The organism is Saccharopolyspora sp. NFXS83 (assembly GCF_026241095.1).
GTDB lineage: Bacteria > Actinomycetota > Actinomycetes > Mycobacteriales > Pseudonocardiaceae > Saccharopolyspora_C.
The window spans coordinates 63,644-79,428 of the sequence record NZ_JAPFGB010000002.1; the positions used below are offsets into that span (position 1 = coordinate 63,644).

Genomic DNA, 15,785 nt, shown 5'->3' on the forward strand with positions numbered 1-15,785 from the left:
AGGCATCATGAGGGTCGCTCTGGTCCCGTTCGGCTCGCGCGGCGACGTGCAGCCCTTCCTCGCCCTCGGCAGCGCGCTGCGCGCTCGCGGGCACGAAGTCGACCTGGTCACGAGCGGGGATTTCCAGGAACTCGCCGACGAAGCCGGGTTGAACCTCGAACCCACCCCGGTCAGCACCGGCAGCTTCTTCGAGATCCCCGAGGTCGTCGAGTCCCTGCGCCAGAGCCCGTCGGTGCTGCGGATGACGCGCCGGCTACCGGGCACCAGCGCGGAGGCGTACGCGAGCCTGCTGGAGCGCATCGACGCCGCCTGCTCGAACGCGGACTTCACGGTGAACGCCGTGTTCACCAAGGGGATCAGCGTCGGACGCCCGGAACGGCCGTGGTGCGGGACCTCGTGGTGGCCGGTCACCTCCACGCGGGCGTTCCCCGCGTTCGGGGCACCGGAACTACCTCTGGGCGGGCTGTACCACCGGTTCACCCACCTGGTCTCGGGCGAACTCGAATGGGCCAAGACGCGGCGGATGGTGAACGGATTCCGGGCGCACCGCGGGCTCGATCCGCTGGGGCTGCGGTCGCCGTACCGCGCGCTGGGCGGCCGGGAACCCATGCTCTACCCGTTCAGCCCGAGCATCATCCCGCCGCCCGCCGACTGGCCGCGCAACTGCCACGTCACCGGCTACTGGTTCTGGAAGCGCGATTGGCAGCCGCCGCCGGAGCTCGTGGACTTCCTCGCCGACGAGCCGAACCCGCTGGTTGCGACGTTCGGCAGCACGTGGCCGGTGCACCACGAGGAGCTGACCCGCGCCGCGCTCATCGCGGCGGCGGAACGCACCGGCAAGCGGATCATCGTGGTGGGCGGCCGGGAGGAACCGCTGCGGGAGGGCGACCTGCAGATCGCCGAGGCCGATTACGAGTGGCTGTTCCCGCAGGCGTCGGCGGTGATCCACAACGGTGGTTACGGCACCATGGCCGAGGTGCTTCGAGCGGGGGTTCCGCAGGTCGTGGTCCCCACTTTCGCCGATCACCCCTTCTGGGCGGCGAAAGCGCATCGGCTGGGTGTGGCGGCCGAGCCGATCCCGTTCGCCTCGATGCGGATCGACCAGGTGGTGCGCGGCGTGGAGGAAGCAGTCGGTTCCGCGGCCATGGCGGCGCGGGCCGCGCTGGTCGGCTCCCGGGTCCGAGCGGACCGGGGCGCCGAGCGGGCGTGCGAGGTCATCGAAGACCACTTCGAGCGACACCTCTCGGGATCTTGATCCGCGCCGCGGGCCGGGGACGCGGGTCCCCGCACGCCGGACCACGCCGCGCGCCTCCCGGCCCGGCCTCGAAGTCACCGGACCGAGCCGACGTGGTCGCGTCCCGGTGCCCGGCGGTGCGGCGGTCCGGCTCAGAGCAGTGCCGACAGCCGCTCGACGGCGTCGGCCGGGGTCGGCTGCACGCGCATCTCGGCTGCCAGCCGCCGCGCCGCCGCGCGTCGTGCGGGATCGTCGAGGATCCCCGCCAGCGCCTCGCGAACGTCGGCGTCCCCGGCCTGACCGCGGGACAGCAGCACGGCCGAACCCTGCGCGGCGAACCGGGAACTCGCGGCCTCGTGCTCGTGCATCATGCCGAGGATGAGCTGTGGGACCCCGCAGCTCGCCGCGGTGAACAAGGTGCCCGAGCCGCCGTGGTGCACGACCGCGTCGCACGTGGGCAGCAGCGCGTTCAGGGGTACCGGTTCGACGCGCACGTTCGGCGCCGGTTCGATCCGTGCCGCGTCCGCGCCGCGCGCGGCGACGACCACGTCGACGTCGGGGCCGAGGTCGCCGATCGCCCGCAACGCCGTCGGCACCCCGAAGAACTCCTCGCCGAGGGTCGCGGTCGAGGCCAGCCCCCAGGTCACGCAGATCCGCGGGCGCCCGGGCGCGTCCCACAACCACTCCGGAACGGTTTCCTCCCCGTTGTACGGGGTGTAGCGCACCGGGACCGTGTTCGCGGCCCCGGGAACCTGCAGGCTCGGCGGACAGGGATCCACGGTGCGCACCGCGAGGTCGTCCCCGGGGGTGGCGCCGTACCTGTCGAACAGGTCGAGCAACCGGGGCGGCCACGGCAGCGCCTCCCACGGGACCGCGCGAGCCGGCGCGTTCCGGTCGAAACCGGTGCCGGGCAACCGGAACCACCGCGGCGAGTCCACGCCCCACAGGTGGCGGACCGGAACCGCGCCGGTGGCCTGCGCGGCGATCGGGCCCGCGTAGGCCAGCGGATCGGAGATCACCAGGTCCGGCCGCCACGCGCGGGCGAAACCGACCAGGTCTTCGGCCATCGCCTCCGCGATCCGCGCGTAGTTGTCGACCGGGCCCGCGACCAATGCGTCGACCAGCTCGTCGCCCTCGGACGCTGCTCGTTCCATGCCGAGCCATTCCCGGTTCCGCTCCGGTGCCTCGATCAGCTCCGGGCGGGAGCGGACGCGGACGACCGGCACTCCGGAGCGGTCGACCGCGTCAGCCACCTGGTCACCGGTGGCGACCCGAACGTCGTGCCCGGCGAGCCGGAAGGCCCAGGCCAGCCCGACGGTCGGGAAGTAGTGGGTCGGGAACGGAAGCGGGACGAACAGCACGCGCACGGGTGCTCCTCGGTAGTGCCGGACGTGGCGACGCGGAGGCGTTTCAGGTGTCTCGGGCACCCAAGCACGTTTCCACCATTCCGGACGAGACCGGCAGGATTCGTGGTCGAACACCGCGCGCGACGCCGTCCGCCGCCCGTCCGGTCAGACTGAAGGTCCGAACGAATCTGTGGGGTGTTCGAATGTCCTCTTCCGGGATCGACGATGCCGCGACGGTGCTCCCGCTGTCGGCCGGGTCGGCGGGTGAGCTGCGCGAGCTGATGGGCTCCTACCTCGACTTGGCGCGGCGAACGCACGGCCAGCCCTCCTTCTCCGAGCTGTGCCGCACGGCCGGCCGTGCCCCGGCAGGCGCCCATCGAGCGGGTTTCGTGGCAGGCGACTACCCGGAGCTCGCCGAGCGGCTGGCCGAAGCGATCGCCGCGCCCGCACCCGAACCACCGGCGGCACCTGGCGGGCTCGCCTTCGTCTTCGCCGGGCAGGGCTCGCAGTGGACCGGCATGGGACGCCGGTTGCTGGCGACCGAGCCCGTCTTCCACGCGGCGCTGCACGAGTGCGACCGCGCGATGCGCGCGCACGTGGACTTCTCGGTGGTGGACCAGCTCACCCGCGACGACTCCCGGTTGCAGGAGATCGACGTGCTGCAACCGACGATGGTGTCCTTGCAGATCGCGTTCGCCGCGCTGTGGCGCAGCTGGGGAATCCAGCCCGACGCCGTCGTCGGGCACAGCATGGGCGAGATCGCCGCCGCGCACGTCGCGGGAGCGCTGAGCCTGGCGGACGCCGCCGCGGTCGCCTGCCGCCGCAGCGCGCTGCTGCGGCGGATCACCGGCAAGGGGGCGCTGGCGGTGACGGAGCTGTCCCAATCAGCGGCCCGCGAGCTCGTCGCGGGAACCGGGGGCAAGGTCGCCGTCGCCGGGTCCAACAGCCCGGTGTCGACGGTGCTCGCGGGCGATGCCCACTCCCTCGGCGAGCTCGAGCGCGTCCTCGGCGAACGCGACGTGTACTGCAAGCTGATCCGCAACACCGTCGCCTCGCACAGCCACTACGTGGACGAGCTGCGCGACGACCTGCACCGCGCGCTGGCGGGGCTGCGGCCGGGACGGGCGGACGTGCCGATCTACTCCACCGCGACCGCGCGCCGGCTGGAGGGCCCGGAGATCACCGCCGAGTACTGGATGAGCAACCTGCGGGAACCGGTCCGCTTCGCCGACGCCGTCGGGATGCTGCGGGCCGACGGCCATCGGACCTTCCTGGAGATCAGCCCGCACCCGGTGCTGCTGTCGGCCGTGCGGCAGTGCCTGGCCGACGATGACGCGCCGAGCAGCACGCTCCCGTCCGGCCGCCGCGATGCCGAGCGCTCGGCGGTGCTGGATTCGCTTCGAGGGCTGTTCGAACTGGGTCACGCGCCGGATTGGCGGAGCGTGCACCGCGACGGCTGCGCCACCGGTGCCGCGAGCCGGGCGTCCGTGCGCTCGCTGACGCCCTACCAGTCGGCCGTCCGCGACGCCGTGTTCGCCGCGCGGTGAAGGACCCGGTGGTGCGAATTCCCCTTCGCACCACCGGATCGGGTCACCTCCGCCGTGCGACGTGCTGCCGGTAGCTCTCCATGGGCAACCCGCTCAGCCACGGCACGACGCCGAGCCGGTGCAGCACGCGGATGGTCCGGCTCGGCCGGTATCCGGCGAAGGCTCCCCCGAACATCAGGATGCGGCTGTGCTCCTGGACCCGGCGCGCCAGCGCGGACATCCGCTCCCGCGCGAGCGCGCGGTGGAAGTGGCTGTCCGGCGCCATCCGCGCCCGGACCGCGGCCCGCACCTGCTCGGACAGGTCGAATTCCCGCACCCAGTCGAGTCCTTCGACGCCGGGCGCGAGCCGCTGGAAGTGCGCGTAGCGCTGGCGGGTGAACAGGTCGATGTGGGTGAGGTGGCCGCCTGGTCTGAGGACCCTGGAGACCTCGCCGAGGAACCTGCCGAGATCGGGATAGGTGTGCGAGCTCTCGATGTTCACCACGACGTCGACCGCACCGTCTTCGAAGGGCAGCTCCTCGGCGTCTCCGTGCACGAACCGCAGCTGCTCGCCCCGCGCCAGCAGCGCGTTCGCCCGCCGGACCGCCATCGGCGACAGGTCCACCCCGACGAACCGGGCGGTGGGCACCGCTCGGGACAGGAAGTTCAGCCCTTCCCCCGGCCCGCACCCGATTTCGAGCACCGTCTTGCCCGCGTAATCGTCGAAGGACATTGGAATCCCGCGCAGCGCCTGGAAGTACAGCTGCTCGCTGAACCCGTCGGTGCCGAACCGGCCGAAGTCCGCGATGGTTCGCTCGATATCCCGCACGACCTCCGGGTCGTGCATCCCCCAGTTCCACAGGTCGTTGCCGGAGCTCCGCTCGACCGCCAGGTCGTAGATGGTGGCGCTGGCGGTCTTCATCCGCTCGGCCTCGGCACCGCGCCGCGGCGTGCCGGTCTCGTCGAGGTTGATGGCCGCCAAGCCGGTGCTGAACGCTGTCATGATCTCGGGCGTGCTCACTTCGGCCTCCAGCCGGGAACGGGGACTGCGCACTATCGGTCGAGGAGGTCGCCGCGGCTCAGCCCGGCCCCCTCCGGCACCGCTGCCGGGTCGTCCCCGCGCAGCACCGGGCGGTTGCGCTCGTCGACGAACACCACGCGGGGTGCGTGCTCGCGCGCCGACTCGTCCGGGACGGACGCGTAGGAGATGACGATGACCAGGTCGCCCGGACTGATCAGCCGCGCGGCGGCACCGTTGATCCCGATGATCCCGCTGTCGGCGGGGCCTTCGATGACGTAGGTGGACAACCGCGCCCCGTTGTCGATGTCGACCACGTCGACCTTCTCACCGGGCAGGAGGTCGGCCGCCTCCATCAAGACCCGGTCCACGGTCAGCGAACCGACGTAGTGCAGATCGGCCTGCGTGACGGTCGCGCGGTGGATCTTGGACTTGAGCATGTCTCGATAGATCATGATTCCCCTGCCCGTGCGGAGCTCACCAGGCCACCGGAAGCTCGTGCACCCCGTAGATGATCATTTCGCTGCGCAGCCGGATCTCGTCGGCGGGTACCGCCAAGCGCAGTCCGGGGAAGCGGCGCACCAAGGCCGCGAACGCCGTCCGCAGCTCGATCCGCGCGAGCTGCGCCCCGACGCACTGGTGCACCCCGTGTCCGAACGCCAGGTGGTTCACCGGTTCCCGGGTGATGTCCAAGCGGTCCGGTTCGGGGCACAGCGCCGGATCCCGGTTGGCCGCGACCAGCGACAGCGAGAGCGCGTCGCCCCCGGCGATCTGATGACCGTCGAATTCGAAGCCCTCGGACGCGGCCCGGATCGAACCGGCGTGCACGATCGTCAGGTACCGCAGTAGTTCTTCGACCGCTCGTGGCACCAGCTCCGGGTCGTCGCGCAGCGCGGCGAACTGATCCTCGTTGGTGAGCAGCGCGTAGGTGCCCAACGCGATCATGTTCGTGCTGGTGTCGTGTCCGGCGGTCAGCAGCAGGCTGCCGACGGTGATCAGCTCCTCGTCGTCGAGCGACCCGCTGGACACCAAGGTGCCCAAGAGGTCCGAGGCCGGTTCCGCCTGCTTCGCCCGGACGAGTTCCAGCAGCAGCTCACGGATTCCGAGCCACCCCGCGATGGCCTCCTCCGCGCTGGTGTGCACGGCGAACAGGGCGGCGGTGGCGTCCAGGAAGCGCTGCCGCCGGTCGGCGGGCACCCCCAACAGCTCGGAGATGACGATGGCGGACACGGGCTCGGCGAAGGTGCGCACCAGGTCGACCGGTCGCTCCGAGTTCGCCAGCACGTCGAGGTGCTCCTCGACGATCTCGGAGATCCGCGGCTCCAGTTCGCGGGTGCGCCGCACGGTGAACCATCCGGCGATCAGATGCCGGTAGCGGGTGTGCTCCGGTGGGTCCATCGCAGTGAACATGCCCGGTGACACCTCCGTCCGGTCCGCTGCCATCGGCAGCGGGATCGGCGAACGCAGCAGGTCGCCGCGCGAACTGACCCGGCGATCCGCCAGCAGCCGCCGCACGGCGTCGTAACCGGTGATCAGCCAGCCGACGTGCCCGTCCGGGAAAGTCATCCGGCTCACCGGGTGCCGCTCTCGCAGCGCGCCGAGCTCGGGAGGTGGATCGAACGGGCAGCCGCGGGTCATCGGCAGAGCCGGTGCGGTGGGAACGGCTTCGGGCATGCGGGGTCTCCTAGGTGCGGCGGGCGGTAACGGCCTCACGTCGTGCGGATCGAGTTGCTCAGGACCGGTGGTGCGAGCTCAGCCCCCGGGTTCGAGCGTCGTCGGCGGCGTGCGGTCGCCCGGTGGCCGAACGGCTGAGCGGCGACCGCCCGAACGGCCAAGCGGGGCGGCCGAAGCTCCACGGCTCGACGCGAGATCCGAGCGGCTCGCAGCGGCCGGTCGGCTCCTCACGCGAGCCGGACCGGCAGGCGGGGCATGGGAGCCAGGAAGCGGGGCTCGACCTCCGCGGGCGGCACCGCCAGGTGCACGCCGGGGAATCGGTCGAACAGCGCGGTGAGCGCCACTTCGGCCTCGATCTGGGCGAGGTTCGCGCCGAGGCAGTAGTGCGCGCCGTGGCCGAATCCAAGGTGCGGGCACGACCGCGTGGTGACGTCGAGCTCGCCGGGATCGGCGAACTGCTCCGGATCCCGGTTCGCGGCGGCCAACACCACCTGCACCGCCTCACCGGGCTGCACGGTCACCTCGCCCAGGCGCACGGGGTCGGTCGCGAACCGGCGGAACGCGTGCTTGACCGGAGCCGCGTAGCGCACCAGCTCGGCCACGGCCGCGTTGATCGTGGTCGCGCCGGAGCGCACCAGCTCGCGCTGGGCGGGGTTGCCCAGGAACGTGAACACCCCGAGGCAAATCAAGTTGCGCACCGTGTCGTGCCCGGCCTGCACCAGCACCATCGCCAGCGCAAGCAGCTCATCGTCGGACAGCCGATCGCCATCGGTGTCGCGTACCCGCACCAGCTCCGAGATGAGGTCGTCCTGCGGCCGGGCCCGCCGCTGCTCGACCAGTTCGCGGATGACCCCGGCCATGCCGCGGACCGCGGGTGCGACCTGCTCCGGATCCGGGCGCAACGCCACGGCGAGCGACTCGCTCCACTCGCGCCACTGCTCCCGGTAGCGCTCGTCGACGCCCAGCAGGTCGCAGATCACCACGATCGCCAGCGGATGCGCGTACTGGGCGATCAGGTCCGGTTCGGCGTCGTCGGCGAGGGCGTCGAGCAGGTCGTGCGCGATGTGCTCGACGACGGGTTCCAGCCGCCGCATCCGACGCGCCGACAGCGCCGGGGTCACCAACCTGCGCACCCGCGCGTGGTCGGGACCGTCCATGGTCAGCAGCGTCGAGTCGAAGATCTCGACGACGTCCTGCGGAATGCCCCTGCTGAGCATGCTGGTCAGGTGCGAATCCCCTGGCGGCCGGCTGGTGAACCGGGGATCGGACAGCACGGCGCGGACGTCGTCGTACCGGGTCACTACCCAGATCGGAGTGCCGTCGGCGAACCGGCCGCGGCAGACCGGACGCGGCTCGGACAGCCACCGCTCACCCGCCTCCGGGTCGGTGATGAACCCCGTGTCGGACAGGTCGAACTCGGTTTCCTGCTCAGCGAACCCGTCGGTCATCGATAGCCGGCCTCTCCCCCGGTCACTGCCGGGATCTCGTCGTCTGGTCGTGCCTCGCCCGCACCGCCGAGGATCGCGGCGGCACCGGCCATGAGCCGGTCCGCCAGCTCGTCGACGTGCCGGTGGCGCCAGTGCTCCAGCTCGGTGCCGCGCAGCCAGCGGTTGCCGGCGCCCAACGCGGGTCCGCAGCTGATCTGGTAGTCGGGTTCGCGGCCGGGCTTCCCGCTGATCGCGAACCGCCGGGCCTGCTCGCAGTACCAGCGGAAGACGAGCGCCATCCGCCGCTTCGGGTCGAGTCCCGCCTCGGCACCGGATTCGGCGCAGACGTCCTCGAACGACGCACCGAGGTACTTCTCGACCTTGGCGCGCTCGCCCGGCGGTACCTGCGCCCAGTCGCCGTAGTGGCGCCACAGGTCGTAGAGCTTGCCCGCCCTGGCGTGGAACAGCGTTCCCTTCTTCAGCACCCGCGCCCGCCCGCCGAGTTCGAAGAGCTCGCCGAAGGGCGCGTGGGCGGTGTCGTGCACGTCGGCGGTCTGCAGCAGGTCCTTGACCGCATCGCTGATCGCGCTCTCCGCGGTGGCCAGGTTCATCGAACCGGTCAGCACGAAGTCGGCGCCGAGCACGAACGCCGCCGCGGCGGCCTCGGGCGAGCCGATCCCACCCGCGCCCCCGACCCGGACGGGCTCGGACGTGCGGCCCTGCGCGACGAGCTCGTCGCGCATCCGGATCGCCGACGGCAGCAGGGCCGGGAGCACGCCCAGATCGGTGTGGTCTCCGCAGTCGCCGACCAGGCACACGTCCCCGGCCACGGGCAGCCTCCGCCCGGCCGCGGCTTCCTCCTCGGTGAGGTCTCCGGCTGCGACCAGCCGGTCCACGATCGCCGTCGGCGCGGGCAGCATGAACGCGCGTGCCACGTCCGGCCTGGTGACCTTCGCGAGCACCTTGTTCGGCGCGTGCGCCAGGCCGTCGGGCAGCAATCGGCTGCCGCTCAGCCGGTAGCGCACCAACGCGGGAGAGACGTCCACGTAGGAGGACACCTCCGCGCACCGCACCTCGCGGCGCAGCATCAGGTCGACCAGCTCGGACTCCGTCCGCTCGTCGTACGGATCGTGCGTCAGGTTCAACCCGAGCGGAGAACCCGCCGGGACCTCGGCTCGCAGCCGGTCGACCGCGTCAGCCACCCGGCCCGCAGGCAGGCCGCGAGCGCCGAAGTAGGACAGCAGCCCCGCGCGAGCCATCCTGGCCACCAGCTCGATCGAGGCGATGCCGTGGTGCATCCCGCCCGCCGCGTAGGCGTGCCGGGTGCCGTAGGCGCGGCGGAACGCCGCCGAACCCGGTTCGACCGCGCCCGAACCGAAGACCGGTGCACCGCCCGAGGCGGAACCGTACGAGCGCCCGGAGGTGGCCTCGGTGGCGGACGGCCCGGCTTCGTCCTCGACAGGCTCCCCCGACGCCGGGGCGGTCGGCACCGGCTCGGCCTCGATCTTGGCGACGAGTTTGGTCAGCACCTGCCCCGGCCCCAGCTCGCGCACCCGCAACCGTCCCAGCCCCATCAGGTAGCGGATGCCGTCGGTCCACCGGACCGGATTGTCGATCTGCCTGCGCAGCATCTCGCCGATCCGGCCCGCGACGTGCGGGCGGGCGTCGACGTTGGAGATGACCGGAATCTTCGGCGCGGCGAAGGACGTCCCGTCCAGCACCCGGCCGAACTCCTCGGCCGCGCCCGCCATGTACCGGCTGTGGAACGGGGCGCTGACGTTCAACGGCGCGCAGCGGCCACCGGCGGCGGTGCACAGCGGCAGCGCGCGGTCGATCGCTTCCGCCGGTCCGGCGATCACGGTTTGGGTCGGCGTGTTCAGGTTGGCCACGTCGATCTCGGCCAAACCGTTGCCCCGCAACACCTCGGCCAGCGCCTGCGCGTCGAGCCCGGACACCGCGGCCATCCGGCCACCGGGCGCCCGGCTCATCAGCAGCCCCCGCTCGCGCACCAAGCGCAGCCCCGTCTCGAAGTCGAAGACCCCGGCGGCGAACAGCGCGTCGTACTCGCCGAGGCTGTGCCCCAGCACGTAGTCGGGCAGTCTGCCGCCCTCCTGCAGCGCGGCCAGGTAGGTCAGCGCGTTCACCACGTACAGCGCGGGTTGGGTGAACTCGGTGCTGCGCAGCCGCCGCTGCGGATCGTCGACGCAGAGGGTGCGCATCGAATAGCCGACGACCTCGTCGGCGAGCGCGGTCAGCTCGGGGAACCGGTCGAACAGCTCCCGCCCCATGCCCTTGCGCTGAGAGCCCTGTCCTGGGAACACGTACACGCTGAGCGCGTCCGGCTCCGGTCGCGCGGCCACCGGCTCCACCTCGGTTTCGTGATCGGAACGTTCCACTGCCTCCGGTGCGCCGGACGGCTTCGGCACTGGGGCCGCGGGCGGCGCGGTGCGGGGCCGGGCGGCCAGCACCTTGCTGAACAGGACCTCGTCCCGCGCGTAGGGCGAGAGCACCGGCAGCGCGACCGACCCCGACCCCGCGGGCAGCCGTGCCCGCACCGCGTTCGCCATCGACCCGGCGGGACCGAGATCGAGCACCAGGCACCGCCCCCCGGTCAACACCCCGTCCAGCGCGCGGGGCAGGTCGAAGGGCGCCCGCAGCACCTGCCACAGGTGGTCCGCGTCGGGTTCGGCGACCGGTTCACCGGTGGTACCGGAGACCACCGGGATCGCCGGGCGCCGCACGTCCAGTTCCCGCACCAGGCGGGTGAACGGCTCACGAACCGCATCGAGGTACGAGGAGTGGAACGGGAACGGCACCGGCAACCGCTGGCACAGGACCTGCTTCGCGGTCAGCGCGGCCTCGACTCGGTCCAGGTCACCGTCCATTCCGGACAGCACGAAGTTGGACGCCGAGTTCACCGCCGCCAGCTCGGCCGTTCCCGTGGGCAGCTCCGCCAGCAGCTCGGTTCCGCCGAGCACCGCGAGCATTCCTCCGCGCGGGCAATCGGATTCGAACAGCTCGACCTGCCGCAGCATCGATGAAAGGCACTCCGCGGGATCGACCGCTCCCGCCACCGCGGCGGCGACGATCTCGCCGAGGCTCGCGCCCAGCACGGCATCCGGGGTGAAGCCGTGCGACCGCAGCATCCGCGCGGCTGCGAACTCGACCATGAAGATGCTCGGGTGGCTGAGCCGGAACTCCGCCAACGGCTGCTCCGCTGCGCGTTCCGGCGCGTAGAGACCGGCCAGCACCGAATCCCCGCGCTGCCGCCGGACCACCTCGTCCAGTTCGTCCATGGTGGCGCGGAAGACCGGATCGTTCTCGTAGTACCACCGCCCCATGTGGTGGTACTGCGAACCCTGCCCGGCGAACAGGAAGATCGTGCGAGGAGCCATGGTTCAGGCCGGGACGCAGTCCACGAGCTTGTGCCCCGTGACCATCCGGTCCACCGCGCACACCTCGAACCCGGCTTCGGTCAGCGCGCGGCGCAGGTCCTCCTCGTCGAGCCCGAGCGTGCCCTCATCGCAGGCCAGCGCTTGGAAGATCGCCCGCCAGCCGTCGATGTCGGCTTCGACCAGCGGCTCCAGCACCAGCAAGTGCGGGTGTCCGTCCGGCTCGTCGCGGACCATCGCGTCGCGGACCACGCGCAGGATCCGCACGCAGTTGTCGTAGTTCCAGTCGTGCAGCACGTTCTTGAGCACGTAGCGGTCACCGCCCGCGGGCACCTCGGCGAAGAAGTCCGAGGGCTGGAAGGAGATCCGTTGCACGACATCCGGCGCAGAGATCGCGCTCAGCGCGTCCGGTCCGCGGTCGCACACCCCGGCCCGGTCCGCGACCACGCCGCGCAGGTGCGGGTGCGCGGACAGCAGGCCGGGCAGCAGCCCGCCGCTGCCGCCGCCGACGTCCACGACCGTGCCCACGCCCGTGAAGTCGTGCTGCTGGGCCAACGCCGCCGCCACCGGCCGGGCCAAGTCCACCATGCCCTGGTCGAACAGGGCTTCCAGCTCCGGATTGACGGCCAAGTGCTCGTAGAGCGACGAGCCGAACACGTGCCGGAACCCGGACTCGCCGGTCCGCACCGTGTGCTCCAACCCGGCGAAGGCGTCGTCGTAGAACTCAGCGGCCAGGATGGCGAAGTGCCGCTGGGTGAACGGGTGATCGGCGCGCAGCGCGTCGTACGCCTCGGTGAGCCGGAAGGCGCCCTGCTCGTCTCGCTCCAGCACGCCGGGCACGGTGAGCATCTGCAGCAACCGGTGCAGCACGTCCGGATCGGTGCCGGTGCGCCGGGCGAGTTCGCCGGCGGACAGCGCTCCGCCGGCGAGCTCGTCGGCGATGCCCAGTCGCGCCGCGACCGCCAGCGCTCGGGAGAACCAGCCGCTGATCGCCAGTTTCAAGATCTCCATGATGTGCGTCCTCGTTCGTTCTCGTCAGTCCGCCGGGCCGGTGGGAACAGCCACTGCCGGGTCGAGGTGGCGCAGCCTGGCGGCCAGCGCGGTGGGAGTCGGGCTTTCGAAGATGTCGGCCAACTTCAGCCGCACCCCGGTGGTGTCCCGGATGCGCTGGGCCAGCGTGGCGCCGAGCAGGGAATGCCCGCCGTTGGTGAAGAAGTGGCTGGCGCGGTCCAGTTCCGGGCGTTCCAGCAAGGCGCGCCACAATTCGACGAGGTGGGCCGTGAGGTCGTCGGCGACCTCCTCGTCCGCGGCGGCGCTCGCTCCCCCACCCGCGCGGAGCTGCGCAGCCGACTCGGCGAGCGCCAAGTAGTCGATTTTGTCGCTGCCGGTCCGGGGGAAGGACGTCACCACGGTGAAGTGGTGCGGCACCACCGCTGCGGGCAGTGCCGCCCTGGCGTGGTCCCACAAGGCGTCCACGGCCCCCGGCCGCTCCGGCATCCGCACGAACGCCGCCAGGACTCCCTCGCCGCCCGGGTCGCCCGCGACGACGACCGCGGCTGCGGACACGTCCGGGTGCGCCAACAGCACCGCCTCGACCTCGCCGAGCTCGACGCGGTTGCCGCGCAGTTTGACCTGGCGATCGATCCGTCCGTGCAGATCGATCCGGCCGTCCGCGCGCCAGCGGGCCACGTCGCCGGAGCGGTAGAACCGGCCGTGCGCGTCGTCGGTGCCGAACCGGTCGGCGGTCAGCTCGGGCCTGGCGTGGTAGCCGGGGCCTACGCCGACACCCGCCACGCACAGCTCGCCGCGCACCCCCACCGGGAGCGGCTCGCCGTCCGGGCCCGCGATGAACACGGTGGTGCCGGCCACCGGAGCGCCCACGTCGATGCGGCCCTCCGAGTCCGGGCGGACTTCGCCCGCGGTGGCCCAGATGGTGCTCTCGGTGGGTCCGTAGACGTTCCACAGCCGTGCTCCGGTCGCCACCAGCTTCCGGGCCAGCCCGGCGGGCAGCGGTTCGCCGCCGCACAGCAGGCTGCACCCGTCCAGCAGATCGGCGACCCGGTCGGCCACCAGCCGCCACGTGGTCGGAGTGGCTTGCAGGAATCGGATGTCGTACCGGCTGATCGCGTCGGCGAGCAGCGAACCGTCGGTGCGCGCCTCGTCCGGCAGCACCGCGGTGTGCCCGCCGGTGATCAACGGCATCATCAGCTCCAACGCCGAGGTGTCGAAGCTGAACGTGCTCAGCCACGCCGTCGGTCGCGCGGAGTCCGCGACGCCGAACCGGTGCGCGTAGTCGACGATCACGTTGAGCAGGCTGCGGTGGAGGATCGGGATGCCCTTGGGGCGCCCGGTGGATCCCGACGTGTAGATGAGGTAGGCGAACTCGGCCGGATCGGCGGCGACCGCGTCGGCGAGCACATCGTCGGCGACCTCGGAGCCGCCGCGCACCGCATCCACCGCGAGCACCGCACGATCGCCGGGCACCCGAGTGCCGGGTCCCGCGAGCACCGTGCGCGCCCCGGCGTCGTCGAGCTGGTAGCCGATGCGCTGCTCCGGATGGTTCGGGTCCAGCGGCAGGTACGTCGCCCCTGCCAGCCACACGCCGAACACGGCCGCCGCCAGCTCCGGCCCGCGCGGCAGGAACAGCGCGATCACGTCGCCCCGCACGGCGCCGTGGGCGCGCAGCCGGTCGCGCACGTCGATCGCGGCGTTCCACAGCGCGCCGTAGCTCACGTCCCGCTCGGCGTCGCGGAGTGCGACCGCGGCCGGATTCGCCGCCACCTGCCGGGCGAACTCGTGCAGCACGGTGCGTTCGGGAGGCTTGTCACCGGTGTCGTTCGCAGCCCCGACGATCTCGTGATCCCGCTCGCACCAAGCAGAAACCGACCCGAGCGGCGCGTCGAGATCGGCCCCCAGCCGCACCAGCAGCGCGTCGTAGCGGCGCACCATCAGCTCGACGTCCGCTCGGTCCAGCACACCGGTGTAGAACACCGCCCGCACCGTCGCCGAGTCCTGGTCGGAGGTCACGAAGAACTCCAGGTCGAACTGGCTGTATCCGTTCTCCACCGTCACCAGCGAAGCAGGACGTCCGGCCAGCGAGAACTCCCGCTGCCCGGCGGAGTGCGGGACGTAGTTGAAAGCGTGCCGGAACAGCACGTTGCGCCAGTGCGAACCGGATCGCTCGACGACGTCCAGCATCTCGTCGGCCGAGAAGTCCAGGTGTGCCAGCGCTTCCAGGAACACGCCCCGGCTCGACGCGGTCAGCTGCCGGAAGGTGCCCGCCCGGTCGACCGCCAGGCGCAGCGGGAGCAGGCTGCTGTGGTACCCGACCGCGTCCTGGGCGTCCCGCCCGCGGGTGTTGAACGGCGACCCCACGACCAGGTCCGGGCCGGCTCCGTGCGCGGCCAGCAGCACGGCGTAGGCCGCGAGCAGCACCACCGATTCGGGGGCGCGCAGTTCCTTCCGCAGGCGGCGGACGACGGCGTGCGCCTCGGGCGAGAGCACGTGGGTGACCTCGTCACCGCGCAGCGTCGTCTCGGCCGAATCCGGCTTCTCGCACCACAGTTCGAGCCCTGCGGAGTCGAACCCGCGCAGTTGTTCCCGCCAGAACCGTTCGCTGTCCGCGCTGGGCGCGGGTTCCTGCCACGGCTCGACCTCCTCGCTCGCGGCGGCGTCGAGCGATCCACCTGCCGCGAGGACGGTGCAGAACTCAGCGAACTCCGCTCGCAGCACCGCGGTGGACTGCACGTCGGACACCGCGTGGTGCAGTGCGAGGCAAAACGTGTCGTCCCCACCGTCGTCCAGCAGCACGGCGCGCAGCAGCGGGGTGCCGTCGGCCCGGAAGGGGCGGGCCACGAACCCGGTCAGCCACGTCGCGGGATCCACGGTCCCCGGCCGCGCGCGTTCCAGCTCGACGTGCACCGCTTCAGCCGCGAGGACCTCCTTGGACAGCGCGTCGCCGTCCCTCCGGAACACCGTCCGCAACACCGCGAACTTGGCCACCAGCAGCCGCAACGCCTCTTGTGCGGTGCCGTGGTCGAGTCCGCCCTCGACCCGCAATGCCAGCGAGAGGTTGTTGGCTCCGCTGTCGGGAACGAACTCGTCGAGCATCCACAGCGCGATCTCCTTGCGCGTGGCGGGAATCGCGGCGTGCGCGGTCTCGGTCACG

At 71.9% G+C, this 15,785-nt stretch carries 10 protein-coding genes; 2 read left to right on the forward strand and 8 right to left on the reverse strand.

The window, feature by feature from the left end; genetic code table 11:
* Positions 1-7 precede the first annotated feature (7 nt).
* Entirely contained in the window at positions 8-1,255 is a 1,248-nt protein-coding gene (locus OOZ19_RS02820) for a glycosyltransferase (RefSeq protein WP_266087889.1), read from the forward strand.
* A 131-nt stretch (positions 1,256-1,386) separates the two neighbouring features.
* Here the strand turns inward: OOZ19_RS02820 and OOZ19_RS02825 are convergent, their stop codons facing one another.
* Positions 1,387-2,601, reverse strand: coding sequence for a nucleotide disphospho-sugar-binding domain-containing protein (locus tag OOZ19_RS02825; RefSeq protein WP_266087891.1), 1,215 nt, complete (start codon positions 2,599-2,601; stop codon positions 1,387-1,389).
* 182 nt (positions 2,602-2,783) lie between these two features.
* Here OOZ19_RS02825 and OOZ19_RS02830 point away from each other — a divergent pair, with 182 nt between their 5' ends.
* The gene (locus OOZ19_RS02830) at positions 2,784-4,127 is read left to right on the forward strand and encodes an acyltransferase domain-containing protein (RefSeq protein ID WP_266087894.1); all 1,344 of its coding nucleotides are present in this window, start codon (positions 2,784-2,786) and stop codon (positions 4,125-4,127) included.
* Between the two features lie 43 nt (positions 4,128-4,170).
* Here OOZ19_RS02830 and OOZ19_RS02835 read toward each other — a convergent pair whose 3' ends face one another.
* From OOZ19_RS02835 to OOZ19_RS02865, 7 genes are all read right to left on the reverse strand, one after another.
* Positions 4,171-5,127: a class I SAM-dependent methyltransferase gene (locus OOZ19_RS02835; protein ID WP_266087897.1), complete on the reverse strand. Its 957-nt coding sequence runs from the start codon at positions 5,125-5,127 to the stop codon at positions 4,171-4,173.
* 32 nt (positions 5,128-5,159) lie between these two features.
* Entirely contained in the window at positions 5,160-5,576 is a 417-nt protein-coding gene (gene panD, locus OOZ19_RS02840) for an aspartate 1-decarboxylase (RefSeq protein WP_266088327.1), read from the reverse strand.
* A 25-nt stretch (positions 5,577-5,601) separates the two neighbouring features.
* Positions 5,602-6,798 (reverse strand): cytochrome P450, encoded by a 1,197-nt coding sequence (locus OOZ19_RS02845; protein ID WP_266087899.1) that lies wholly within the window; start codon positions 6,796-6,798, stop codon positions 5,602-5,604.
* A 227-nt stretch (positions 6,799-7,025) separates the two neighbouring features.
* Positions 7,026-8,246 carry a cytochrome P450 family protein gene (locus OOZ19_RS02850; RefSeq protein ID WP_266087901.1) on the reverse strand — a complete coding sequence of 407 codons (1,221 nt, stop codon included), beginning with the start codon at positions 8,244-8,246 and terminating at the stop codon, positions 7,026-7,028.
* Positions 8,243-11,620 (reverse strand): ACP S-malonyltransferase, encoded by a 3,378-nt coding sequence (fabD, locus tag OOZ19_RS02855; protein ID WP_266087903.1) that lies wholly within the window; start codon positions 11,618-11,620, stop codon positions 8,243-8,245. Before fabD ends, OOZ19_RS02850 begins: the two co-directional genes overlap by 4 nt.
* A gap of 3 nt (positions 11,621-11,623) precedes the next feature.
* On the reverse strand, positions 11,624-12,628 hold the full coding sequence (locus tag OOZ19_RS02860; RefSeq protein WP_266087905.1) for a methyltransferase: 1,005 nt from the start codon (positions 12,626-12,628) through the stop codon (positions 11,624-11,626).
* 24 nt (positions 12,629-12,652) lie between these two features.
* Positions 12,653-15,784 (reverse strand): non-ribosomal peptide synthetase, encoded by a 3,132-nt coding sequence (locus OOZ19_RS02865; RefSeq protein WP_266087907.1) that lies wholly within the window; start codon positions 15,782-15,784, stop codon positions 12,653-12,655.
* Position 15,785: the final 1 nt, after the last annotated feature.